This is a genomic window from Collimonas arenae (assembly GCF_001584165.1).
Lineage (GTDB): Bacteria > Pseudomonadota > Gammaproteobacteria > Burkholderiales > Burkholderiaceae_D > Collimonas > Collimonas arenae.
Window position 1 is genome coordinate 481,324 of sequence record NZ_CP013233.1, and the last position, 23,897, is coordinate 505,220.

Below are 23,897 nucleotides of genomic sequence, written 5' to 3' on the forward strand. Positions count from 1 at the left end.
TGTATTTTTAAGGTGATGAATCATGCAACAAAAAACTGTAGATGTCTGGGTAGGTATGTTTGTATTGATCGGCGTGCTGGCCCTAGGCTTTTTGGCGCTGAAGGCAGGCAACCTGAGTAGTTCATCTTTCAATGCAACCTATCCGGTAACCACCAAGTTCGACAATATCGGCGGCTTGAAGGTGCGGGCTTCGGTCCGTAGCGCCGGCGTCGTGGTAGGCCGTGTCGCCTCGATCAATTTCGACGACAAGAGTTTCCAGGCGGTGGTGACCTTGAATATGGACGACCGTTACAAGTTTCCAAAAGACAGCTCGGCCAAGATCCTGACAGCAGGCCTGTTGGGTGAGCAATACATCGGCATCGAGCCGGGCGGCGATACCAAGAATCTGGTCGCCGGCGATAATATTAAATTGACACAATCTGCAATCGTGCTGGAGAACCTGATCAGTCAGTTCTTGTACAGCAAGGCCGCGGACGTAAAGGATAGCGAACAATGAAAATGACGATGCGCCTCGGGTCCCTGGCGATGGTTGCCGCGCTGAGCGGCTGCGCCACCACCGGCAATACAAGTAACAGTAATCCGCAAGACCCACTGGAGGGTTTCAACCGTGCGATGTTCAGCTTTAACGATACGCTGGACAAGGTTGCGCTCAAGCCAGTGGCCACCGCTTACCGCTCGTGGCTGCCAAGTTTTGTGCAAACCGGCATTCATAATTTCTTTGGCAATATCGGCGATGTCTGGAGCTCGGTCAACGGCTTCCTGCAAGGCAATGTCGCAGATGGAACTTCGGACGTGATGCGGGTTGCCGTCAACTCTACCCTGGGTCTTGGCGGTTTGCTGGATATCAGCTCGGAAGCCGGTTTGCAGAAGCACAACAAGGATTTCGGTCAGACTCTCGGCAAATGGGGCATCGGCTCGGGTCCCTACCTGGTGCTGCCGTTGTTCGGCCCATCCAATATCCGCGATACGGCGGCTTTGCCGGTGGATTTCTACGGCGACCTGTGGTCTTACAAATATCCGGTGCGCTGGCGCAATACCGGTTCGGTGGTGCGCCTGATCGACAAGCGGGCCAACCTGCTGGACGCCGGCGATCTGCTGGAGGATGCGGCGCTCGACAAGTATCAATTTGTGCGTGATGCCTACACCCAGCGCCGCCAGAGCCAGATCAAAGGCGATGACGATAGCGACGCGACGGATAAGCCAGGCAAGACCAAGTCGGACGAGTAATTTTCCGACTTATGTTGCCGGTTTGTTAGGCATCTTCATGCTTCTTGCTTAATGATTTGGCATGGAGCGATTTGTCGCAGCGTCGCGAATTTTGAGCTTTGCTCTACAATTTGTAACATTGGGCGCAGGAACCGGGCATTGAAATTGCCGTCTTAGGGCTTATCTGCAACAGCGCCATAAGCGTCCTCTAACAAACATTGGGATTGTTAAAAATATATGAATATTCTGAAAAAATACCTGGCCTTGTCGCTGACAGTTGGCAGCCTCTTGTTCAGCGCTGCAGCCAGCGCACAGGAAGCGCCTGATGCTCTGGTGAAACGCATCAGCCAAGATGTCCTGGACACCGCCAAGGCCGATAAAAGCGTTCAGGGCGGCAACCAGCAGCGCATCCTGGCGCTGGTTGAAGAAAAGATCATCCCTTATGTTGATTTCGATCGCATGACAGCATTGGCAGCCGGCCGTTACTGGCGTGACGCCACGCCTGACCAGCAAAAGCAATTGATTGCGCAGTTCCGCAGCTTGCTGATCTACACATATTCCGGCGCCCTGTCGCAAGTGCGCGACCAGAAGATCGATTTCAAGCCGATGCGTGGCGATCCATCCGATACCGACGTCGAAGTGCGTTCGCAAGTGATTCAGCCTGGTCGCGAGCCGATCCAGTTAAATTACCGTATGGAAAAAATCAGCGCCGGATGGAAAATTTATGATGTCAACGTATTGGGCGCGTGGCTCGTTGAATCATACAAGGGCACTTTCGCCACCGAAATCGGTAAGTCCGGCATCGATGGCTTGATCAAGACGCTGACCGACAAGAACAAGGCGCGTGCTGCTGCCAAGGGCGGTAAATAATTGCCGGAAGGGCATGTTGGCCATCGTAGCGTGGCCCGATGCTGCTCCAGCCGGTTGATGTTTTTATGAAATTTGTTGATTGACTACCATGTTCAGGCCTTCTCACTCGCTTACTGTCGGTAACGCCAAAGTCACTCTGGAAGAGGGCTTGCGCGCGATCGCCGGGGGCGAGACCGAGATCGATCTGAGCGACGTGGTGGCCGTCGATTCGGCCGCCGTCGCAACATTGCTCGCATGGCAATGTGCCGCCCTTAATCAGGGCCACTCCTTGCATTTTTCCAGTTTGCCAGCCAATCTGGAAAGCTTGATCGACCTGTACGGCGTGACGGAATTGCTGTCGCCGGCAACCGTAGTGGTTGCCGCCAGTACACAGGCAAATACGCAGCATCATTGACCTCTCTCTTTTTCCTCCCCAGTAGCTTGCCGGGTTTGTCGCTGTTACCCGGCCTCCGCAGCAAAAATCCAATATAATCAAGGGTTACGCCACCAGGCAGCATGTCAAGGTGTTCGGATTCAGCATGGTTCTTCAGCTCGATTCGAATGCGTACCGGCAATGTTGCGGCGACCCAATTTGAGAGCATTTACCAAGGCACTATGGCGGCCATTCAAATCACCAACGTCAAGAAACGTTATCAGTCCCTGCAAGCATTGGGCGGCGTTTCGTTGACTATCGAAGAAGGCGAATTCTTCGGTTTGCTCGGCCCGAACGGCGCCGGCAAGACCACCTTGATTTCGATCATTGCCGGCCTGAATCGCCCCGATTCCGGCAACGTCACGATCCATGGCCACGATGTCGTCAGCGACTATCGCGCTGCGCGCCGCAATCTCGGCGTGGTGCCGCAGGAGCTGGTGTTCGATCCGTTCTTTACGGTGCGCGAGACGTTGCGCATGCAGTCCGGCTATTACGGCCTGAAGAACAACGACAAATGGATCGATGAGGTCATGGAAAACCTCGACCTGACCAACAAGGCCGACACCAACATGCGCGCGCTGTCCGGTGGCATGAAGCGGCGTGTGCTGGTGGCGCAGGCGCTGGTGCACAAGCCTCCGGTGATCGTGCTCGATGAGCCGACCGCCGGCGTCGACGTCGAACTGCGCCAGACCTTGTGGAAATTCATTTCGCGCCTGAATCGTGAAGGCCATACAGTAGTGCTGACTACGCACTATTTGGAAGAAGCGCAAGAGCAATGCAACCGCATCGCCATGCTGAAGCTGGGGCAGGTGGTGGCGCTCGATTCGACGTCCGCGCTGATCAAGCGCATCGCCGGTTCGCAGCTGCTGGTCCAGCTGTCGGGTGGCAGTCTGCCAGCTTCGCTGCAGCATCTGGTATTGCACGCCGATGGCGGCAAGTTCGCGTTGCGGGTCAATGAATACGCCGATGTCGAGCCTATCCTCGGCGCCTTGCGCCATGCCGGCGCGGTGATCGAGGACATGCAGCTGCAACAGGCCGATCTGGAGGATGTGTTCCTGCAGATCATGGATAGCAAGATCAGTTCCGGCGGCTTCAATGTGTTTGCCGATGAATACAATGTGGGCGGTGTCAAATGATGGTGGGTTTCCAAACTTTGTTTTACAAGGAAGTATTGCGCTTCTGGAAAGTGGCGACGCAAACCATTTGCGCGCCGATCCTGACCGCCATGCTGTACCTCCTGATTTTCGGCCACACGCTCAAGGACCATGTCCAGGTTTATCCCGGCGTGCAATACACCTCATTCCTGATTCCCGGCCTGATCATGATGAGCGTGTTGCAAAATGCCTTCGCCAATACCTCGTCATCGTTGACACAGTCGAAAATGACCGGCAATCTGGTGTTCGTCTTGTTGCCGCCGTTGTCGCACTGGGAGCTGTTCGGCGGCTACGTGCTGGCATCGGTGGTGCGCGGCGTGGCGGTTGGCCTGGGTGTCTTCGTGATTACTGCCTGGTTTGCCAACCTGTCATTCGTAGCGCCGTGGTGGATCGTGATTTTCGCTGTACTGGGCGCGGCGCTGCTGGGCACGATGGGTTTGATCGCCGGGATCTGGGCCGACAAATTTGACCAGTTGGCGGCCTTCCAGAACTTCCTGATCATGCCGGCGACTTTCCTCGCAGGGGTGTTCTATTCCATTCATTCGTTGCCACCGTTTTGGCAAGTCGTGTCGCATCTGAACCCGTTTTTTTATATGATTGACGGCTTCCGCTATGGATTCTTTGGTCAGTCGGACATCAATCCGTTGATCAGCCTGGCAGTCATTTGCGTGACGCTGGCATTGCTGTCGACGCTGGCGGTGCAGATGCTGAAGCGCGGCTATAAGTTGCGTCACTAAGTTACGCCACCAAGCAACAAGTTAAGCAATCAAATTAGGTCATTAAATTACGTCACCAAGTCAGAAACTGCCATGTTCCCTACACCAGATTTAGTTAAAAGTTATATAGCCGCCGGCCTTGAGTGTTCGCACCTGGAAGTGGAAGGCGATGGCCAGCATTTCAAGGCAGTGATCGTCTCGGCGGCGTTTGCCGGCAAGCGCCCGATACAGCGCCATCAGATCGTCTACGCGGCATTGGGCGATCGCATGCGCGAAGAAATCCACGCGTTGTCGATGAAGACACTGACACCGGAAGAGTACCAACCTTAATAAAGCGGGCGGGGCAGTTTTTTGCCCACGCGCAGCAGACTAGATACCACGTTTAAATTACAGCGAGAAGCAAGAATGGATAAATTATTGATACAAGGCGGCAACCGCCTTTCCGGTGAGATCACCATCTCCGGCGCCAAGAATGCCGCGCTGCCGATCCTGTGCGCGGGTCTGCTCACCTCCGATCAATTGCAATTGTCGAACGTGCCGAACTTGCACGATGTGTCGACCATGTTGAAGCTGCTGCGCCAGCTGGGTTTGAAAGCGACTCAGGACGGCCATTTCGTGATGCTGCAAGGCGATGCGATCAGCAGTCTGGAAGCGCCCTACGAATTGGTGAAAACCATGCGCGCCTCGATCCTGGTGCTGGGTCCATTGCTGGCCCGCTTCGGCGAAGCGCGGGTATCGTTGCCTGGCGGCTGCGCGATTGGTTCGCGTCCGGTTGATCAGCACATCAAGGGTTTGCAAGCGATGGGCGCCGAGATCACGATCGAAGCCGGCTATATCCACGCCAAGGCCAAGAAGTTGAAGGGCACCCGCGTGGTGACCGACATGATTACCGTCACCGGCACTGAAAACCTGCTGATGGCGGCAACGCTGGCTGACGGCGAAACCGTGCTGGAAAACGCTGCACGTGAACCGGAAGTGACTGACCTGGCCAATCTGCTGGTAGCGATGGGCGCCAAGATCGAAGGCATCGGTACCGACCGCCTGGTGATCCAGGGCGTGGAAAAATTGCACGGCGCTGAACATGCCGTGATCGCCGATCGTATCGAAACAGGTACTTTCCTGTGCGCTGTAGCAGCCACCGGCGGCGATGTCATGCTGAAGAACACCCGCAGCCACATCCTTGATGCTGCGCTCGACAAGTTGCGCGAAGCCGGGGTGATCCTGACTTCCGGCGACGACTGGATTCGCGTGCAAATGGCGGCGCGACCGAAAGCGGTCAGCTTCCGCACCACTGAATATCCAGGCTTCCCGACCGACATGCAAGCGCAGTTCATGGCTTTGAACAGCATTGCCGACGGCACCAGCCACGTCACCGAAACGATCTTTGAGAACCGTTTCATGCACGTGCAGGAAATGAACCGCCTCGGCGCGGCTATTGATGTGCAGGGCAATACTGCCATCATCAAGGGCGTCGACAAGCTGGTCGGCGCGCCGGTAATGGCAACCGACTTGCGCGCTTCGGCGTCGCTGGTGATTGCCGGCCTGGTCGCGCAGGGCGAAACGCTGATCGAACGCATCTATCACCTAGATCGCGGCTATGACCAGATGGAGCGCAAGCTGTCGGCCGTCGGTGCCAAGATCGAAAGAATCAAATGAGCCAGAAACTGACGCTGGCCCTGTCCAAGGGCCGCATCTTCGAAGAAACCTTGCCGTTGCTGAAGGCCGCAGGGATTGTCGTAACCGAAGATCCGGAAACCTCGCGCAAGCTGATCCTGCCGACCAACGATCCGCTGGTCAATGTGATCATCGTGCGCGCTTCCGATGTGCCGACCTACGTGCAATACGGCGCTGCCGATTTCGGCGTGGCCGGCAAGGACGTGCTGCTGGAACATGGCGGCGAAGGCCTGTATCAACCGATCGACCTGGAAATCGCCAAGTGCCGCATGTCGGTTGCGGTATCGGCCGGTTTCGACTACGCCAGCGCGATCCGCCAAGGCGCGCGCTTGCGCGTCGCCACCAAATACCTGCTGACCGCGCGTGAGCATTTTGCCCGTAAGGGGATGCACGTTGACCTGATCAAATTGTATGGCTCGATGGAATTGGCGCCGCTGGTCGGCCTGGCCGATGCGATTGTCGATTTGGTCAGCACCGGCGGCACCTTGCGCGCCAATAATCTGGTTGAAGTCGAACACATCATGGATATTTCGTCGCGGCTGGTGGTGAACCAGGCGGCGTTGAAACTCAAGCGCGAACGCCTGCAGCCGATCCTGGATGCGTTCGAAAAGGCATCGGGGCAATCGGCAGCGGCATGATTCGAAGCACGGCTCCTGCCGTGGCTTGGCAGACCGGCTCTGTCATTTAGCAAATTGGAAGCAACATGAGCATAGCAATCAGAAAACTCGATGCCGAACGGCCGGATTTTCGCACACAGCTGAGCGCCGTCCTGGCGTTCGAAGCGAGCGAAGACGAGGCAATCGAGCAGGCCGTGGCCAAGATACTGGCCGACGTCAAGGTACGTGGCGATGCCGCCGTGCTGGAGTACACCAATCGCTTTGATCGTCTCAGCGCTGACGACGTCGGGCTGCTGGAAATCGGTCAGCAAGAGTTGCAGGCTGCGCTGGCGCAGTTGTCGCCGCAACGCCGTCATGCATTGCAGACTGCCGCCGACCGGGTGCGTGCTTATCATGAGCGCCAAAAGCAGGAATGCGGCTCGGATGGCTTTACCTACACGGAAGCTGACGGTACCGTGCTCGGCCAGAAAGTCACGCCGCTCGATCGCGTCGGCATCTATGTCCCGGGCGGCAAGGCGGCTTATCCATCATCGGTATTGATGAACGCGATCCCGGCCAAGGTCGCCGGCGTGCAGGAAGTCATCATGGTGGTGCCGACCCCGGATGGCGTCAAGAACCCGTTGGTGCTGGCTGCTGCGGCCATCGCCGGCGTTGACCGCGTGTTCACCATTGGCGGCGCGCAGGCGGTAGCCGCACTGGCCTACGGCACCGCGACCATTCCGCAAGTCGACAAGATCGTCGGCCCCGGCAATGCCTATGTTGCCGCCGCCAAGCGCCGCGTATTCGGCACGGTCGGCATCGACATGATTGCCGGACCGTCGGAGATCCTGGTGTTGTGCGACGGCACTACCGATCCGGACTGGGTCGCGATGGACCTGTTTTCACAAGCCGAGCACGACGAACTGGCGCAGTCGATCCTGCTGTGTCCCGATGCCGACTATATCGCTGCGGTCGAAGCCAGCATCAACCGCCAACTGCCGTTGATGCCGCGCCATGAAGTGATCCGTACTTCGCTGACCAATCGCGGCGCGCTGGTCAAGGTGCGCGACATGGAACAGGCTTGCGAGATCGCCAACCTGATCGCCGCCGAGCACCTGGAAATTTCGACCGAAAATCCGCAGCACTGGGCCGATCGCATCCGTCATGCCGGCGCCATGTTCCTCGGGCGTTTTTCGTCGGAATCGTTGGGCGATTACTGCGCCGGCCCGAACCACGTGCTGCCCACTTCGCGCACCGCGCGTTTCTCGTCGCCGCTTGGCGTCTACGATTTCCAGAAGCGCTCCAGCATCATCAACATCAGCGAAGCCGGCGCGCAAACGCTTGGCAAGATCGCCGCTGAACTGGCCTATGGCGAGGGTTTGCAGGCGCATGCGCGTTCTGCAGAATATCGTTTGAAAGATGCGCCGTGATGGTAACGACTGCATTGGCATGAGCGGCGACTGGCTCAACCGGGTCTTTCGCGAGGATGCGCTGCAAGGCTTGCAGCGCATTCCGGACGGCTCGGTCGATCTGTTGCTGGCTGATCCGCCGTACGGTCTCGGCAAGGACTATGGCAACGATTCCGACAAGCTCGATACCGCTGCTTACTTGCGCTGGACCGAATCATGGATCGACGCCGCGCTGCCGAAGCTGAAGCCGAACGGCAGCTTGTATATCTTTTTGACCTGGCGCTTTTCCCCGAAATTTTCGTCATGCTCAAGCAGCGCATGACCATGATCAACGAAATCATCTGGGACCGCCGAGTGCCTTCGATGGGCGGCGGTACGCGGCGCTTTTCGTCGGTGCACGACACCATCGGGTTTTTTGCCGGCGCCAAGGATTATTACTTCGATCTCGATGCGATCCGGATTCCCTACGACGCCGAAACCAAGAAAGCCCGTTCGCGCTCGATTTTCGTCGGCGCCAAATGGCTGGAGCTGGGTTACAACCCGAAGGATGTATGGAGTGTTTCCCGTCTGCATCGCGAACACCGCGAGCGGGCCGACCACCCAACCCAAAAGCCGCTGGAAATCGTCGAACGGATGATCAAGGCTTCTTGCCCACCGGGCGGCATTGTGCTCGATCCGTTCATGGGCAGCGGCACGACCGCTGTTGCGGCACGGCGCTGCGGCCGCAATTTTGTTGGCTTTGAATTAAATCCGGAATATTGCGCGTTGATCGAGCAACGTCTGGCGCAACTGGATGGCGAGCAACCCGATGAGCGGGCGCTGGCTTGACCGTTTGCGCCAAATAGCAACATCCATATCGATTATCAGGGCCGGCATTAGCGGGAAAACATGAAAATGTCGGTAAAATGGTGGTGCGACTCACAAGGCCGCAGCGGTTAGGCTTCGATAACGGAGAAGCAGCAACAAATTTCGATCTCAGATCGAAGCCTCGAATAATTTAGTACACTTACCTTCTCGACGCCGAAATTGCCTTATTTTTTGCGTCATTTGCCTTGTAACTTTGGTCTCAACTTCAACATGTCTACGCCTAGAACTGCAGCGATTACCCGCAATACCAACGAGACGCAAATTCGCGTCGCGATCAATCTGGACGGCACCGGCCAGCAAAAACTGAACACCGGCGTGCCGTTCCTGGATCATATGCTGGATCAAATCGCGCGACATGGCCTGATCGACCTGGATATTGAAGCCAACGGCGACCTGCATATCGACGCCCACCACACGGTGGAAGATGTCGGCATTACCCTTGGGCAAGCATTTGCCCAAGCCATCGGCGACAAGAAAGGCATTCGCCGCTACGGCCATGCCTACGTGCCGCTGGACGAAGCGTTGTCGCGCGTCGTCATCGACTTCTCCGGCCGTCCCGGACTCGAATTCCACGTACCGTTCAAGCGCGCCATGATCGGCGGCTTTGACGTCGACCTCACCCACGAATTTTTCCAGGGCTTCGTCAATCACGCACTGGTGTCATTGCACATCGATAATCTGCGTGGCGAAAACGCCCACCATCAATGCGAAACCGTATTCAAGGCCTTCGGCCGGGCGTTGCGGATGGCTTCCGAGCTCGATCCGCGTTCCGCCGGCACGATTCCTTCGACCAAAGGCAGTTTGTAAAATTGCGGGACAGAGTTCAGGAGCCGCTGAAGCGTGGCGAATTACACTATCTGTGTGACTCTGTCCCCCAACTGATGAGACTGAAAAACGCTTAAATTGCAAAGAAAGCAATGGAGCAAGGCCGTAAAGGCGCCGTAGCTACGCTTGGCCCCACGATCCGTTTCCTCGACTTGAATCCTTATCATGAACAAAATTGTAGTGGTTGACTATGGCATGGGTAACTTGCGCTCGGTGGCGCAAGCCCTGCGTCAGGTAGCGCCGGAAGCCGATGTTCGCATTTCCGGTACGATTGCCGATATCCAGGCCGCTGATCGTCTGGTCTTGCCGGGCCAGGGGGCGATGCCGGATTGCATGCGTTCCTTGCGCGAGTCCGGACTGCAGGACGAACTGCTGGCGGCGGCGCGCAACAAGCCGCTGCTGGGCGTGTGCGTGGGCGAGCAGATGCTGTTCGACATGAGCGAGGAGGGCGATACCGCCGGCCTTGGCCTGTTGCCAGGCAAAGTCGTGCGTTTCCGCCTGGATGGCAAGCTGCAGGAAGACGGTTCGCGTTTCAAGGTGCCGCAGATGGGCTGGAACCGCGTGCATCAGGCGCAGTCTCACCCGCTCTGGAATGGCGTGGCCGACGATGCTTATTTTTATTTCGTCCACAGTTATTACGCCGTGCCGGCCGATGTGGCGCATACCTTCGGTGAGACTGATTACGGCGCGGCGTTTAGCTGCGCGGTCGGCCGTGATAATATTTTTGCGACACAGTTCCACCCGGAGAAGAGCGCTGCCGCCGGTTTGCAGTTGTACAAGAATTTTGTGCAATGGCAACCCTGACGCAATGTGCAACACAGAATTTACGAGCCACCGCAGCGTGGCGAATGATGCCGTTCCCAATCAATCAGATTTTTAACTGACCTAATACAACTGTAGCCATGCTGCTGATACCTGCCATCGACCTCAAAGACGGTCACTGCGTACGCCTGAAACAAGGCGATATGGACCAAGCCACTGTGTTTTCCGACGATCCGGGTGAAATGGCCCGCCATTGGCTGGCCCAGGGCGCACGACGCCTGCATCTGGTCGACCTGAATGGGGCATTTGCCGGCAAGCCGAAGAACGAACCGGCGGTCAAATCGATCATCAAGGCGGTGCGCGAATTCGCGCTGGCCAACGGCGTCGACGAAATCCCGGTACAACTCGGTGGCGGTATCCGCGACCTCGACACCATCGAACGCTATCTCGACGATGGCCTCAGCTACATCATCATCGGCACCGCAGCGGTCAAGAACCCCGGCTTCCTGCAGGATGCCTGCAGCGCGTTCCCGGGACAGATCATCGTCGGTTTGGATGCCAAGGACGGCAAGGTGGCGACTGACGGCTGGAGCAAATTGTCCGGCCACGAAGTGATTGACCTGGCCAAGAAATTCGAAGACTACGGCTGCGCCTCGATCGTGTATACCGACATCGGCCGCGACGGCATGATGGGCGGCGTCAACATCGAAGCCACCGTCAAGCTCGCGCAAAGCATGACGATTCCGGTGATCGCGTCCGGCGGCGTGCATAACGTCAAGGATGTCGAGGATCTGTGCGCGGTACAGGATGAAGGCATCGAGGCAGTGATTTGCGGGCGCTCGATTTATGAAGGTACGCTCGATTTGCGTTCGGCGCAGGACCGCGCCGATGAATTGAGCGATCAACTCGGTAACCTCGCCGGCAACGAAGATTTATCGGAGCAGCCCGACGCTGACAAGCCATGAGCCTCGCCAAACGCATCATCCCTTGCCTGGACGTGACCAATGGCCGCGTCGTCAAGGGCGTCAATTTTCTTGAACTGCGCGACGCCGGCGATCCGGTCGAGATCGCTCGTCGCTACGATGAGCAGGGCGCCGACGAAATCACTTTCCTCGACATCACCGCATCATCCGATAACCGCGACCTGATCCTGCCGATCATTGAAGCAGTCGCATCGCAGGTCTTCATCCCGCTGACGGTGGGTGGCGGTGTGCGTGCGGTCGAGGATGTGCGCCGCTTGCTGAACGCAGGCGCCGACAAGGTCGGCATAAACACTTCCGCCGTCACCAATCCGCAACTGGTGGCCGATGCCGCCGCCAAGTACGGGTCGCAATGCATCGTGGTTGCCATCGACGCCAAGCAGGTCGCGCCCGGCAAGTGGGAAGTGTTCACGCATGGCGGCCGCAAGGCTACCGGTCTCGATGCGATCGAATGGGCGCAAAAGATGGAACAACTGGGGGCGGGCGAAATACTGCTCACCAGCATGGACCGCGACGGCACCAAGGTCGGCTTCGACCTGGCCCTGACCAGCAGCGTGTCGAACGCCGTGACGATCCCGGTGATTGCCTCCGGCGGCGTCGGCGGTTTGCAGGACCTGGCCGACGGCATCAAGATCGGCCGCGCCGATGCGGTGCTGGCAGCCAGCATTTTTCACTATGGTCAACACACTGTGCAGGAAGCCAAGCAGTTCATGGCGGCACAGCAGATTCCGATGAGGCTAGCATGAGCAGCGTAAGTTGGTTAAACAAGGTCAGATGGGATGAACACGGCCTGGTGCCGGTAATTGCCCAGGAAGTCGGTTCCAACGACGTATTGATGTTCGCGTGGATGAATCGCGACGCGCTGGCGAAGACCGTGGCGCTGGGCGAGGCAGTTTACTGGAGCCGCTCGCGCAAGAAACTCTGGCACAAGGGCGAAGAATCCGGCCACGTGCAAAAGGTGCATGAAATTCGTCTCGATTGCGATGAAGACGTGGTCTTGCTGAAAGTGACCCAGGCCGGCGATATTGCTTGCCACACAGGGCGCCATTCCTGCTTCTTCCAGAAATACGAGAGCGACAGCAAGAGCTGGGAAGCGGTCGACCCGGTATTGAAGGAACCGGACGAAATTTACAAATGACCGGCTGAGGCCATGTAGCCATTGAATTTGGCCATGGCTGGCGCCGTCCCCGCGAATGCGGGGATCTATTTTACGGCCATCAAGTCGGATTCTCGCGTGTGTGGGAATGACAGATGGCGATAACAGTGCGGATTTGAAGCAATCATGAGCGATACCTTACAGCGTTTGGCGGCCGTCATTGAGTCGCGCAAGCCGGCCAACGGCGGCAATCCGGAGACGTCCTACGTGGCGCGTCTGTTCGTCAAGGGCGACGATGCGATCCTGAAGAAGATCGGCGAGGAGGCGACAGAAACCGTGATGGCAGCCAAGGACGCGCGGGTCGATGGCGATGTTTCACACGTGCTGTATGAGTGTGCGGACCTGTGGTTTCATTCGATGGTCCTGCTGGCCCAGTTCAACCTGACGCCGCAAGATGTGCTGAACGAGTTGGCGCGGCGCGAAGGTTTATCCGGGATCGAAGAAAAAGCTAGCCGGAAGTTGAGCGAGGGCGTGAGCGTGGGCGAGCAGCGGGAATCTGGCAAGAACAAGATCTGACGCAATTTTCCATCCGGAAAATGCTACTCCGGGTAACATGCAACATCGCTGATTAACTGTCTCATTGTGTGACGCTGGGAGATAATTTGGAAAATTGTATTTTTTGCAAAATTGCAGCCAAGCAGATTCCGTCGAAACTGATTTACGAGGACGACGACCTGATCGCCTTTCACGACATCAATCCGGCGGCGCCGGTGCATCTGCTGATCGTGCCGAAGCAGCATATCCCGACGCTGGCCGACTGTACCGAACAACACGCTGCGCTCCTGGGTAAAATGGCGCTCCTGGCGCCGCGCCTGGCGCAAGAACAGGGTTGCGGCTACCAGCTGGATGCACAGGGCCAAGCCAGTGGCGGCTACAAGACCTTGTTCAACGTCGGACCCGACGGTGGCCAGGAGGTGTACCATTTGCATATGCACGTCATCGGTGGTCCACGGCCATGGCGCGGACAGCGCTGATTCCGTTTCGACGGATGGTGAACACTGTCGATGGTTGTAAGGATTTAACGGTTAACTTGACTTAATAGGCTGGGACACGCGGTGTCCGGCGAGGAGAAAAAAATGGGTTCGTTCAGTATTTGGCATTGGCTGATTGTGTTGGTCATCGTGATGTTGGTGTTTGGCACCAAGAAAATCGGCAATATGGGTTCCGACCTGGGTAAGGCGGTCAAAGGCTTCAAGGATGGCGTCAAGGGCGAGGAAGAAAAATCCGAGGCGGACAAGGCCGCTATCGACGTGACAGCCAAAGAAAAGGACAAGTCCGGCAACTGATTCGGCGTTGCCGGCGCCGTCGTGCCGGTTTAACCGAACCTTGGCCGCTAAGTACCCATGATCGATATTGGTCTCACTAAACTCGCACTGATTGGCGTCGTCGCACTGATTGTGGTCGGCCCCGAAAAACTGCCGACCGTGGCGCGTATGGCCGGGTCGTTGTTTGGCCGCGCCCAGCGCTATATCAATGAGGTGAAGTCGGAAGTCAGCCGCGAGATCGAGCTGGAAGAATTGCGCAAGATGCAGAAGGATGTGCAGGAAGCTGCCAGCGACATCGAGCAAAGCATTTCGCAGAGCATCTCTGAAACCAAGCATTCCCTGCATGCGGCGTGGGACGACAATCTCGAAGTCGGCGCCAACGGCAACACAACGGATCAACTGAAGGTTGAGCAGTTGGCGATCAAGGCCAAGAGTTTTCGCAAGAAAAAATTGGCACGCAGCAGCGCCATCCCGGCCTGGTACAAGCAACAGAACGGCTACCGGGCCAGTGTGCTGTCGGGCGCAGCCCGCGTCGCCAAATACCGCCCCGCCAGCCAAGGCAAGGCTTCTGGCTCATTCTTTTCATGAACCCTGGCCCCATTTCCGCCTGCGACAGCTTGTCATCGATAGCTGCGGGCGTATCGGCAATCTCGCCTGCTAGCAACACACCATGCACCCATGACTGAAGAACAGAAAACCGGCGTAGAAGAGACTTTCATTTCGCATCTGGTGGAATTGCGGAATCGCATCATGAAGGCCGCGATTGCGATTGTCGTGGTGTTCCTGTGCCTGATGCCGTGGTCGGCGAATATCTACGACTTCCTGGCGGCGCCTATGCTGGGCGCCCTGCCACATGGCAGCAAGATGATTGCTACCGGTGTCATCACGCCATTCCTGATCCCGGTCAAGGTGACATTGCTGGTCGCCTTCGTCATCGCCCTGCCTTGGGTGCTATATCAGTTGTGGGCATTCATCGCACCGGGTTTGTACTCCCATGAAAAGAAACTTATCGCGCCGCTGGTGGTGTCTTCCTCTATCCTGTTCATCGCCGGAGTGGCTTTCTGTTATTACTTGGTGTTCGGCGTAATTTTCCACTTCATCAACAAGGTGGCGCCGGCATCGATTTCGGTGACGCCGGATATCGACAACTACTTCGATTTCGTGATGACCATGTTCATCGCCTTCGGCGTGACCTTTGAGGTGCCGATCGTGGTGATCGTGCTGGTGCGCATGGGCTTGGTCTCGCTGGAAAAATTGAGATCGATCCGCCCCTACGTGATTGTCGGCGCGTTCGTGGTAGCGGCGGTGGTGACACCGCCCGATATCATGAGCCAGATGCTGCTGGCCGTGCCTTTGTGTCTGCTGTACGAGGTTGGCCTGCTGTTCGCGCCGCTGTTTGTCAAAGCCACGCAGGCGCCTGCCGAATCGGAAGAGACGATCTAATACTCCTTTGCCATGCCGGGCGCAACGGCACCCGGCGGCAACGCCTGTCTGGGGCTATTCCTCTATCGGTGTCTTGATCTGCCGTAGCCAGCCCACCAGCGGGAGGGCATCCTTGAAGCTGCTGACCAATTCCTTTTCCAGCTCGTCGGACAGCATCTTCTTCAGGTGCTGTTCTTTCCAGACGATGAAATTCTTCAACTTGATGTATTCGATGTGCGGCAGGTCGGCATCGAAACCCTTGGGCGGCCGAGTCAATTGGCCTTCCGTTTGCAGGTCGCCGTAAGTCCCCATCAATTTCTTGTTTTTCAGCAGCTTGCCGAATCCGCCAGCGTCATCAACGATGTGGCGGCGAATCGCGCGCAGCCGATCCGATGGCGGCATATATTCGCCGCCAGCGACCAGCAGGGTGCCGCTAGCATCGATGTGGAAGTAATAAGCAGGGCCGCCGCCCTGGCTTGGCTTCTTCAGGCCGCTGGCCGTGATGGATGCGGAAAAATGTGTTTTATACGGACTCTTGTCGTGCGAAAAACGCATGTCGCGATTGATCCGGAACAGCGCCTTTTTCGGATTGCAGGCGGCAACTGCAGGATCGAACTTGCTGATTTCCGCAATCAGGCGGATCACCAGTTCGAGGAACTCGGCGCGCAGGATATCGTAGCGTGGCTTGTTCATGACGAACCAGGCCCGGTTGTTGTTTTCCGATAGTTCGGCGAGGTATTGCGTGAGGTCGCGTACGTGCATTGCTGTTTTTCCCTTATTCCGACTCAGCCTGGCGTTTTACCGGTGGGCGTTTCCCGATGACCGCTTCCAGAGTCGATTCCTGTGTCTTGCGCAATACGGTCAGCTTGGCTTTGGTGCCAGGCTGTAGCTGGGCGATCTGATTCATCATGTCGGTGGTGTCGGCAATCGGCTTGCCTTCGACGGCAACCAGGATATCACCGGGCTTCAGGCCGGCTTTGTCGGCCGGGCCGTTTTTCAGCACGCCAGCAATGATGGCGCCGGTCTTGCGAGTCAGACCAAAGCTTTCCGCCAGTTCCGGCGTGATGTCCTGCGGTTCGACGCCGAGGTAGCCGCGCACTACGTGGCCGGTATTGATGATCGATTCCATCACGGTCTTGGCGGTCGTCATCGGGATCGCAAAGCCGATGCCAAGCGAGCCGCCGGTGCGTGAATAGATGGCGGTATTGATGCCTAGCAGGTTACCGTTGGTGTCGACCAGCGCACCGCCGGAGTTGCCTGGGTTGATCGCGGCATCGGTCTGGATGAAGTTCTCGAACGTATTGATGCCGAGATGGTTGCGGCCGAGCGCGGAAATAATGCCCATGGTCACGGTCTGGCCGACGCCGAATGGATTGCCGATCGCCAGCACCACATCGCCGACGCTGGCCTGATCGGCGTGGCCGAGCGTGATCGCCGGCAGGTTTGGCAGATCGATCTTGATCACGGCCAGGTCGGTTTCCGGATCGGCGCCCACTACTTTGGCGGTTGCGGTGCGGCCGTCGGCCAATGCCACCTCGATCTCATCTGCAGCTTCAATCACATGATTATTGGTCAGGATGTAGCCTTGCGAACTGACCACCACGCCCGAGCCAAGGCTGGATTGCTTGTCGTCCGAATCGTCGCCGCGATCGCCGAAGAATTTTCTGAGCAGCGGGTCTTCCAGTACCTGTGGCGGAGTGGTCGGCTTGGCGTCTTTGCTGGTAAAGATGTTCACCACCGACGGCATCGCCCGATGTGAGGCGTCGCGATAGGAGCCCGGCGTTGGCGTTCCTGGCGCCACCTCCTGCAACGGCACCTTCGATGCGGCGATATGCAGAGGCGAGCTTGTCAGCGATCCGGTTGCCCAGTCGGGCTTCAAGGTCGTTACAATGAACCAGATCGCTAAACCGATGGTTACGGTTTGCGCAAATAACAGCCAGAAACGTCGCATAGTGGGAGTCTTTAAATGAGTCAAAAGTCGGTAAGTCGTACCGAACTGGCAAAATATCTTGCCGAAGCATTAAATATTACACAGTTCCGAGATTATTGCCCAAATGGCTTGCAGGTGGAAGGACGCGCTGAAATTAGCCGGCTGGTGACCGGTGTCACCGCCAGTCAGGCGTTGCTGGAAGCGGCGCTGGACAACGACGCAGATGCGATCCTGGTGCATCACGGCTACTTTTGGCGGGGTGAGGACGCGCGCGTGATTGGCCCCAAATACAAGCGTCTGAAATTGCTGTTGACGCATGACATCAATTTGTTCGCCTATCATCTGCCGCTCGATTCGCCCCCACTCTTCGGCAACAATGTACAGTTGGCGCAGCAACTCGGCTTGGCGCCGAACGGACGCTTCGGTGACGACAATCTGGGCTGGCTCGGCAACATCAGCGATGCTGGGGTGCGCACAGTCGGCGATCTTGCTGCTGTGATCGAACGCAAGCTTAAACGTGTCCCGGTGCTGATCGGCGATCCAGACCAGCCGCTGGCGCAAGTGGGCTGGTGTACCGGCGCCGCTCAAAGTCTGTTGGGTGACGCCATTGCTGCCGGAGCAGGCGTATTTATCAGCGGTGAAATTTCCGAACCGACCGTACACCTGGCGCGGGAAAGCGGCGTTGCTTACCTGGCGGCTGGTCATCATGCGACCGAGCGCTACGGTGTTCAGGCGCTAGGAAGCCATCTCGCCGAGCATTTCGGTTTGCAGCACCAGTTCATCGATATCGACAACCCTGTGTAGTTGCGCGGCGGCAAATCAACGTATGAGCAAAACAGTCAGCAAAACAGCAGGCAAAGCAGTGAGCAACACCGTCGACGCGGTACGCATCGACAAATGGCTCTGGGCGGCGCGGTTTTTCAAGACCCGCACACTGGCCGGCGACGCAGTTGATAACGGCAAGATCCGCCTGAACGACGAGCGTACCAAGCCGGCGCGCAATCTGAAGATCGGCGACATGCTGGCGATAGACAATGGCGCCGGCACGTGGGAAGTGGAAGTGATGCTGCTGGCCGATACGCGCAGTGCGGCGGCGATTGCACAGACGCTTTACCGCGAAACCGAGGAAAGCGTTGTCTTGCGCGGCAAACTGGCCGAAGACCGCAAGTTCTTCCGTGAACCGACCATCGAAATCAAGGGCCGGCCGACCAAGCGCGACCGCCGTTTGTTGGACAAGGCGCAATCCTGAAGTGCCCTGATTCGATGGTAATTTGATATCGCTTCTGCCCACTTTTCGGGGTAGCGTGAGAGAGCCCAGAGCATTTTCCAGGCGCGCGGCGGGGAGCATTTCCGCAGCCAAGGCGCGTAAATGGAGGTGCAATAAATTTCGAATGAGTTCTCGGTAGAACACGCGCTCTAAGTCGCTGTTTGACATTTCGATTCTGGTGCATAATAGTACGAGCGTTCGCATTCTTGCAGGCAGCTGTCATCAAGCGAGCAAACGCCAATACCAACCAGACAGAGACAGGACTATCGTGGCACATCCGATCACCGACACGCCGCCGAAATTCATGCGTAAAGGCGAAATGACGCGCGCAGCGATTCTCGACGTCGCCATTACTCTGGCAAGCCGTGACGGCCTTGAAGGTTTGACGATTGGCTTGCTCGCCGAAAAAATGAACATGAGCAAATCCGGCGTGTTCGCGCATTTCGGCTCGCGTGAGGATCTGCAGATCGAAGTGGTGAAGTTGTACCACCGCCAGTTCGAGCAGGAAGTATTCTATCCCAGCATCAAAGAAGCGCGCGGCTTGCCACGCCTGGAAGCCATGTATGCGCGCTGGATCCGTCAGGTGACGATTGAAATCGCCTCGGGTTGCATCTACATCAGCGGTGCCGTCGAATACGACGATCGTCCTGGTGAAATCCGCGAGCAATTGGTCAGCATGGTGCGTACTTGGCAGCAGGCGTTGCATCGCTGCGCGTTGCAAGCCATCGAAGCAGGTCACCTGCGGGACGATACCGATGCCGACCAGTTGGTCTACGAAATGTACGGTCTGATTCTCGGACTGCATCACGATGCCCGTTTCCTGAAGAAGGCAGGCAGCGTCGAACGTGCGCAAAAAGGCTTCGATCGCCTGATTGACAGTTACCGCAATACCGCGCAGGTTTCCAAGCCAGTTGCAGCGGCAAAGAAATCCTCGCAAACGAATCAAAAAATCTCTGCCAAGACGGCAGCTTGACAAATTTAATCATCAGGAGAGCACCATGGGTCAATACGTCGCGCCACTGCGGGATATGCAATTCGTCATGCACGAGTTGCTGCATGTAGAAGATGAGTTGAAGCAATTGCCGAAGCATGCCGAGATCGATGCCGACATCATCAATCAGGTGCTGGAAGAGGGCGGGAAATTTACCTCCCAGGTATTGTTCCCGCTGAACCATTCCGGCGACCGCGAAGGCTGCCACCACGACAAGACTACGCACACTGTCACTGCACCAAAAGGCTTCAAGGAAGCCTACAAGCAGTACGTCGAAGCCGGCTGGCCTGCGCTCTCCTGCGATCCAGAATTCGGCGGCCAGGGCCTGCCGCTGGTGATCAACAATTCGTTCTACGAAATGATGAATTCGGCCAACCAGGCCTGGACCATGTACCCGGGCCTGTCGCACGGCGCCTACGAGTGCCTGCACGCACACGGCACTCCGGAGCAGCAAGCGCTGTACCTGCCTAAACTGGTTTCCGGCGAATGGACCGGCACCATGTGCCTGACCGAATCGCATTGCGGCACCGACCTTGGCATGCTGCGCTCGAAAGCCGAGCCGCAAGCCGATGGTTCTTACAGCATCACCGGCAGCAAGATTTTCATTTCGGCCGGCGAGCACGACATGTCGGAAAACATCATCCACCTGGTGCTGGCGCGCCTGCCTGGCGCACCGGAAGGTTCCAAGGGCATCTCGCTGTTCCTGGTGCCGAAATTCCTGCCAAATGCAGACGGTTCACTGGGTGCACGCAATCCGATCACTTGCGGCGCCATCGAAGAAAAAATGGGCATCCACGGCAATTCGACCTGCCAGATGAACCTGGACGGCGCGACCGGCTGGCTCATCGGTGCGCCGCACAAGGGCTTGAACGCGATGTTCGTGTTCATGAACGCCGCCCGCCTGGGCGTCGGCATGCAAGGTTTGGGTTTGACTGAAGTGGCTTACCAGAACGCTTTGGTCTATGCGAAAGACCGTATCCAGATGCGCAGCCTGTCGGGCATCAAGGCGCCTGACCGCCCAGCCGATCCGATCATCGTCCATCCTGACGTGCGTCGCATGCTATTGACCGCAAAGGCGTATGCTGAAGGCGCGCGCGCTTTCTGTTCTTACGTGGCGCTGCAACTGGACAAGGAACTGAACCACCCGGACGAACAAGTGCGCAAGGATTGCGCTGATGAAGTCGCTCTGCTGACACCAGTGGTCAAGGCTTTCATCACCGACAATGCCTGGACTTCGACATCGGAATGCATGCAGGTGTATGGCGGCCACGGCTTCATCGCAGAGTGGGGCATGGAGCAATATGTGCGCGATGCCCGCATCAACATGATCTATGAAGGCACCAACACCATCCAGTCGCTCGATCTGCTGGGCCGCAAGGTGTTGATGGACAACGGCGCCAAGCTGAAGAAATTCGGCGCCAAGGTGCAGGCGTTCATCGAAGAGAACGGCGCCGACGAAGCGCTGTCGGAATTCATCACGCCGCTGGCCGACCTCGGCGACAAGGTCAGCAAGCTGACCATGGAAATCGGCATGAAGGCTTTCCAGAATCCTGACGAAGCCGGTGCAGCAGCAGTACCTTACCTGCGTGTAGTTGGCCACCTGGTGTACGCCTACTTCTTTGCACAAATGGCAAAGATCGCTTTGGCCAAGCAAGATTCAGGCGACAAGTTCTACGTTTCCAAGTTGGCGACCGCACGTTTCTATTTCGCCCGTCTGCTGCCAGAAACTGCAATGTTGATTCGTCAGGCGCGTTCCGGTTCGGGCAGCCTGATGGCGCTGGAAGCAGATTTGTTCTAATGGATTTGTTCTAAATAAGCCGTAGGGTGGGCCTGGCGCGATCAGCGCGGGTCCACGCTCCCAACAGACTGACCAAGGAGAAACAAGTGTCGAATTTCATCGTTAAAAAAGTCGCCGTGCTCGGCGCCGGCGTGATGGGTGCGCAAATCGCCGCCCACTGCCTGAACGCCAAAGTGCCGGTGGTGCTGTTCGATCTGCCAGCCAAGGAAGGCCGAAGAACGGCATCGTTCTGCGCGCCATCGAAAACCTGAAGAAGCTCAGCCCTGCGCCGCTCGGCAACAAGGATGACGCTTCCCTGATCGAAGTCGCCAACTACGAAGACAATCTGGATGTGCTGGCCGGTTGCGACCTGATCATCGAAGCCATCGCCGAACGCATGGACTGGAAGCATGACCTGTACAAGAAGGTTGCGCCGCACATTGCACCAAACGCAATTTTTGCATCCAACACATCCGGCCTGTCGATCACTGCATTGTCGGAAGGTTTCGACGCCGAACTGAAAGCACGCTTCTGCGGCGTCCACTTCTTCAACCCGCCACGCTACATGCACCTGGTGGAACTGATCCCGACCGCCACAACCAAACCAGAGATCCTCGATCAGCTGGAAGGCTTTCTGGCGACCACGCTGGGCAAGGGCGTGGTCCGCGCTAAAGATACCCCTAACTTCATCGCCAACCGCGTAGGCGTGTTCGGCATCCTGTCGACGGTTCATCAAGCTGAAAAATTCGGCCTGTCGGTGGATGTTGTCGATGACCTGACCGGCGCCAAGCTGGGCCGCGCCAAGTCCGGTACTTTCCGTACTGCTGACGTGGTCGGCCTGGACACCATGGGTCATGTCATCAAGACCATGCAGGACAACCTGAAGGACGATCCTTTCTACGGTGTGTACGCAACGCCGCCGCTGCTGGCCAAGCTGGTCGAGCAGGGCGCGCTGGGCCAGAAGGCCGGCGCCGGCTTCTACAAGAAGGTTGGCAAGGACATCCTGCGCATCGACGCCGCCAAGGGCGAGTACGTGACCGACGGCGGCAAGGCCGACGAGCTGGTAGCGCGCATCCTGAAAGACAAGGATCCGGTCAAGCGCATGAAAACCCTGCGCGAATCGACCAATCCGCAAGCGCAGTTCCTGTGGGCCATTTTCCGTGACGGCTTCCATTACATCGCTGTCCACCTGGAATCGATCGCCGACAATGCACGCGACATCGATTTCGCCATGCGCTGGGGCTTCGGCTGGAGCGTAGGCCCATTCGAAATCTGGCAAGCCGCCGACTGGAAGCAGATCGCCGGTTGGGTCAAGGAAGACATCGACGCCGGCAAGGCGCTGTGCAACGCACCGCTGCCAGCCTGGGTCTTCGACGGCCGCACCGGCGTGCACGCTGCCGACGGTTCCTACTCGCCAGCGAAGAAGGCGAACGTTGCCCGTTCCACTCTGCCAGTCTACGAGCGCCAAGTATTTCGCGCGCCGTTGCTGGGTGAAGGCGTCGCCGACGGCAAGACTGCTGGCACCACCGTTTTCGAAGACGACTCGGTACGTGCATGGCACCAGAACGACGACGTCCTGGTCCTGTCGTTCAAGACCAAGATGCACGTGATCGGACCAGGCGTTATCGCCGGCCTGAACAAGGCAGTCGCTGAAGCCGAAAAGAACTACAAGGGTCTGGTCCTGTGGCACGCGGATGCAGCCGAAGGCGGCGCATTCTCCGCTGGCGCCGATCTGCAATCGATGCTGCCATTGTTCATGTCGGCGGCGCCAAGGCGATCGAGCCGATGGTCGCCGAATTGCAGCAAGCCTTCATGGGCCTCAAGTACGCCAGCGTACCGGTAGTGGCTGCAGTGGCCGGCCTGGCGCTGGGCGGTGGTTGCGAGCTGGCCTTGCATACAGCCAAGCGTGTGGCATCAATCGAATCGTATATCGGCCTGGTTGAAGTCGGCGTTGGCCTGATTCCTGCCGGCGGCGGTTTGAAGGAAGCGGCAGTGCGCGCGGCCAACGACGCCAAGGGCAACGATATCCTGCAATTCCTGAAGACTTCCTTCATGAATGCGGCGACTGCCAACGTCTCGAAATCGGCGTTGCAAGCCAAGAGCATGGGTTACCTGAAAGCCGACGACGTGATCGTGTTCAATGCCTACGAGCTGCTGCACGTGGCCAAGGTCGAGGCGCGCGCCATGTTCGACGCCGGCTATCGTCCGCCGCTGAAGGCACAGGTTGCGGTGGTTGGCCGGAATGGCATCGCCACCATCCTGGCGCAGTTGGTCAACATGCGTGATGGCGGTTTCATCTCGGCACACGACTACAAGCTGGGCCACATGATTGCCAATATCGTTTGCGGCGGCGAAGTGGACGAAGGCAGCATCGTGAATGAACAATGGTTGCTGGACCTGGAACGCAAAGCGTTCGTCGAACTGCTGAACAACCCTAAGACGCAAGAGCGGATCATGGGCATGATGCAGACCGGTAAGCCAGTGCGAAACTAATCCATTGGGGACAGAGTTTAAGAGCCACCGAAGCGTGGCGAATTACTCTGTACTCAACTGACTAGATAAAACGGTTAAATTGCAAAGAAAATTGCAGGACGGAGTTTACAAACACTCCGTCCCCA

General features: G+C 57.5%; 26 protein-coding genes and 2 pseudogenes. 26 read left to right on the forward strand and 2 right to left on the reverse strand.

Annotated features, from left to right (window positions below; all coding sequences use genetic code 11):
• Positions 1–22: 22 nt before the first annotated feature.
• The 21 genes and pseudogenes from mlaD (at position 23) to tatC (ending at position 15,335) form a co-directional block, all read left to right on the forward strand.
• Positions 23–496 carry an outer membrane lipid asymmetry maintenance protein MlaD gene (gene mlaD / locus CAter10_RS02225; protein ID WP_061532115.1) on the forward strand — a complete coding sequence of 158 codons (474 nt, stop codon included), beginning with the start codon at positions 23–25 and terminating at the stop codon, positions 494–496.
• Entirely contained in the window at positions 493–1,227 is a 735-nt protein-coding gene (locus CAter10_RS02230; RefSeq protein WP_061532116.1) for an MlaA family lipoprotein, read from the forward strand. Before mlaD ends, CAter10_RS02230 begins: the two co-directional genes overlap by 4 nt.
• A 216-nt stretch (positions 1,228–1,443) precedes the next feature.
• Complete coding sequence (locus CAter10_RS02235) at positions 1,444–2,076, forward strand: MlaC/ttg2D family ABC transporter substrate-binding protein (RefSeq protein ID WP_061532117.1); 633 nt, start codon at positions 1,444–1,446, stop codon at positions 2,074–2,076.
• Between the two features lie 88 nt (positions 2,077–2,164).
• Positions 2,165–2,470: an STAS domain-containing protein gene (locus CAter10_RS02240; protein ID WP_061532118.1), complete on the forward strand. Its 306-nt coding sequence runs from the start codon at positions 2,165–2,167 to the stop codon at positions 2,468–2,470.
• A 200-nt stretch (positions 2,471–2,670) separates the two neighbouring features.
• Positions 2,671–3,624 (forward strand): ABC transporter ATP-binding protein, encoded by a 954-nt coding sequence (locus CAter10_RS02245; RefSeq protein WP_061535131.1) that lies wholly within the window; start codon positions 2,671–2,673, stop codon positions 3,622–3,624.
• Positions 3,624–4,379 carry an ABC transporter permease gene (locus CAter10_RS02250; RefSeq protein ID WP_061535130.1) on the forward strand — a complete coding sequence of 252 codons (756 nt, stop codon included), beginning with the start codon at positions 3,624–3,626 and terminating at the stop codon, positions 4,377–4,379. The genes CAter10_RS02245 and CAter10_RS02250 overlap by 1 nt, the downstream gene beginning before the upstream one ends.
• Before the next feature lie 72 nt (positions 4,380–4,451).
• Positions 4,452–4,688 carry a BolA family protein gene (locus CAter10_RS02255; protein WP_061532119.1) on the forward strand — a complete coding sequence of 79 codons (237 nt, stop codon included), beginning with the start codon at positions 4,452–4,454 and terminating at the stop codon, positions 4,686–4,688.
• A gap of 75 nt (positions 4,689–4,763) precedes the next feature.
• Positions 4,764–6,014, forward strand: coding sequence for a UDP-N-acetylglucosamine 1-carboxyvinyltransferase (murA, locus tag CAter10_RS02260; protein WP_061532120.1), 1,251 nt, complete (start codon positions 4,764–4,766; stop codon positions 6,012–6,014).
• A complete protein-coding gene (gene hisG / locus CAter10_RS02265; protein ID WP_061532121.1) occupies positions 6,011–6,670 on the forward strand; it encodes an ATP phosphoribosyltransferase in 660 nt (219 codons plus the stop codon). The genes murA and hisG overlap by 4 nt, the downstream gene beginning before the upstream one ends.
• Before the next feature lie 65 nt (positions 6,671–6,735).
• Positions 6,736–8,058, forward strand: coding sequence for a histidinol dehydrogenase (hisD, locus tag CAter10_RS02270; RefSeq protein WP_061532122.1), 1,323 nt, complete (start codon positions 6,736–6,738; stop codon positions 8,056–8,058).
• Positions 8,059–8,077: 19 nt separating this feature from the next.
• Positions 8,078–8,865, forward strand: a pseudogene (locus CAter10_RS02275) (DNA-methyltransferase).
• A 249-nt stretch (positions 8,866–9,114) separates the two neighbouring features.
• Positions 9,115–9,711 (forward strand): imidazoleglycerol-phosphate dehydratase HisB, encoded by a 597-nt coding sequence (gene hisB, locus CAter10_RS02280; protein WP_061532123.1) that lies wholly within the window; start codon positions 9,115–9,117, stop codon positions 9,709–9,711.
• 183 nt (positions 9,712–9,894) lie between these two features.
• The gene (gene hisH / locus CAter10_RS02285; protein WP_082797765.1) at positions 9,895–10,533 is read left to right on the forward strand and encodes an imidazole glycerol phosphate synthase subunit HisH; all 639 of its coding nucleotides are present in this window, start codon (positions 9,895–9,897) and stop codon (positions 10,531–10,533) included.
• 98 nt (positions 10,534–10,631) lie between these two features.
• The gene (gene hisA / locus CAter10_RS02290; protein ID WP_061532124.1) at positions 10,632–11,456 is read left to right on the forward strand and encodes a 1-(5-phosphoribosyl)-5-[(5-phosphoribosylamino)methylideneamino]imidazole-4-carboxamide isomerase; all 825 of its coding nucleotides are present in this window, start codon (positions 10,632–10,634) and stop codon (positions 11,454–11,456) included.
• Positions 11,453–12,217, forward strand: a complete 765-nt coding sequence (hisF, locus tag CAter10_RS02295) for an imidazole glycerol phosphate synthase subunit HisF (protein WP_061532125.1) — start codon at positions 11,453–11,455, stop codon at positions 12,215–12,217. The genes hisA and hisF overlap by 4 nt, the downstream gene beginning before the upstream one ends.
• Positions 12,214–12,609 carry a phosphoribosyl-AMP cyclohydrolase gene (gene hisI, locus CAter10_RS02300; protein ID WP_061532126.1) on the forward strand — a complete coding sequence of 132 codons (396 nt, stop codon included), beginning with the start codon at positions 12,214–12,216 and terminating at the stop codon, positions 12,607–12,609. Before hisF ends, hisI begins: the two co-directional genes overlap by 4 nt.
• A 144-nt stretch (positions 12,610–12,753) precedes the next feature.
• Positions 12,754–13,143 (forward strand): phosphoribosyl-ATP diphosphatase, encoded by a 390-nt coding sequence (locus CAter10_RS02305; protein ID WP_061532127.1) that lies wholly within the window; start codon positions 12,754–12,756, stop codon positions 13,141–13,143.
• An 86-nt stretch (positions 13,144–13,229) separates the two neighbouring features.
• The gene (locus CAter10_RS02310; protein ID WP_061535133.1) at positions 13,230–13,601 is read left to right on the forward strand and encodes a histidine triad nucleotide-binding protein; all 372 of its coding nucleotides are present in this window, start codon (positions 13,230–13,232) and stop codon (positions 13,599–13,601) included.
• A gap of 102 nt (positions 13,602–13,703) precedes the next feature.
• Positions 13,704–13,913, forward strand: a complete 210-nt coding sequence (gene tatA, locus CAter10_RS02315; RefSeq protein ID WP_061532128.1) for a Sec-independent protein translocase subunit TatA — start codon at positions 13,704–13,706, stop codon at positions 13,911–13,913.
• Between the two features lie 57 nt (positions 13,914–13,970).
• Positions 13,971–14,480, forward strand: a complete 510-nt coding sequence (gene tatB, locus CAter10_RS02320) for a Sec-independent protein translocase protein TatB (RefSeq protein ID WP_061532129.1) — start codon at positions 13,971–13,973, stop codon at positions 14,478–14,480.
• 90 nt (positions 14,481–14,570) lie between these two features.
• Positions 14,571–15,335 carry a twin-arginine translocase subunit TatC gene (gene tatC, locus CAter10_RS02325; RefSeq protein WP_061532130.1) on the forward strand — a complete coding sequence of 255 codons (765 nt, stop codon included), beginning with the start codon at positions 14,571–14,573 and terminating at the stop codon, positions 15,333–15,335.
• Positions 15,336–15,389: 54 nt separating this feature from the next.
• Here tatC and CAter10_RS02330 read toward each other — a convergent pair whose 3' ends face one another.
• Together CAter10_RS02330 and CAter10_RS02335 are read right to left on the reverse strand one after the other, a co-directional pair.
• Positions 15,390–16,076, reverse strand: a complete 687-nt coding sequence (locus CAter10_RS02330; protein WP_061532131.1) for a DUF2461 domain-containing protein — start codon at positions 16,074–16,076, stop codon at positions 15,390–15,392.
• Positions 16,077–16,089: 13 nt separating this feature from the next.
• Positions 16,090–17,265 carry a S1C family serine protease gene (locus CAter10_RS02335; RefSeq protein WP_061532132.1) on the reverse strand — a complete coding sequence of 392 codons (1,176 nt, stop codon included), beginning with the start codon at positions 17,263–17,265 and terminating at the stop codon, positions 16,090–16,092.
• Positions 17,266–17,280: 15 nt separating this feature from the next.
• Here CAter10_RS02335 and CAter10_RS02340 point away from each other — a divergent pair, with 15 nt between their 5' ends.
• The 5 genes and pseudogenes from CAter10_RS02340 (at position 17,281) to CAter10_RS02360 (ending at position 23,772) form a co-directional block, all read left to right on the forward strand.
• Positions 17,281–18,048, forward strand: a complete 768-nt coding sequence (locus CAter10_RS02340; RefSeq protein ID WP_061532133.1) for a Nif3-like dinuclear metal center hexameric protein — start codon at positions 17,281–17,283, stop codon at positions 18,046–18,048.
• Between the two features lie 22 nt (positions 18,049–18,070).
• Complete coding sequence (locus CAter10_RS02345; RefSeq protein WP_061532134.1) at positions 18,071–18,493, forward strand: RNA-binding S4 domain-containing protein; 423 nt, start codon at positions 18,071–18,073, stop codon at positions 18,491–18,493.
• 322 nt (positions 18,494–18,815) lie between these two features.
• A complete protein-coding gene (locus CAter10_RS02350; RefSeq protein ID WP_061535134.1) occupies positions 18,816–19,484 on the forward strand; it encodes a TetR/AcrR family transcriptional regulator in 669 nt (222 codons plus the stop codon).
• 25 nt (positions 19,485–19,509) lie between these two features.
• Positions 19,510–21,300, forward strand: coding sequence for an acyl-CoA dehydrogenase C-terminal domain-containing protein (locus CAter10_RS02355; RefSeq protein WP_061532135.1), 1,791 nt, complete (start codon positions 19,510–19,512; stop codon positions 21,298–21,300).
• Positions 21,301–21,386: 86 nt separating this feature from the next.
• Positions 21,387–23,772: pseudogene (locus CAter10_RS02360) on the forward strand (3-hydroxyacyl-CoA dehydrogenase/enoyl-CoA hydratase family protein).
• Positions 23,773–23,897: the final 125 nt, after the last annotated feature.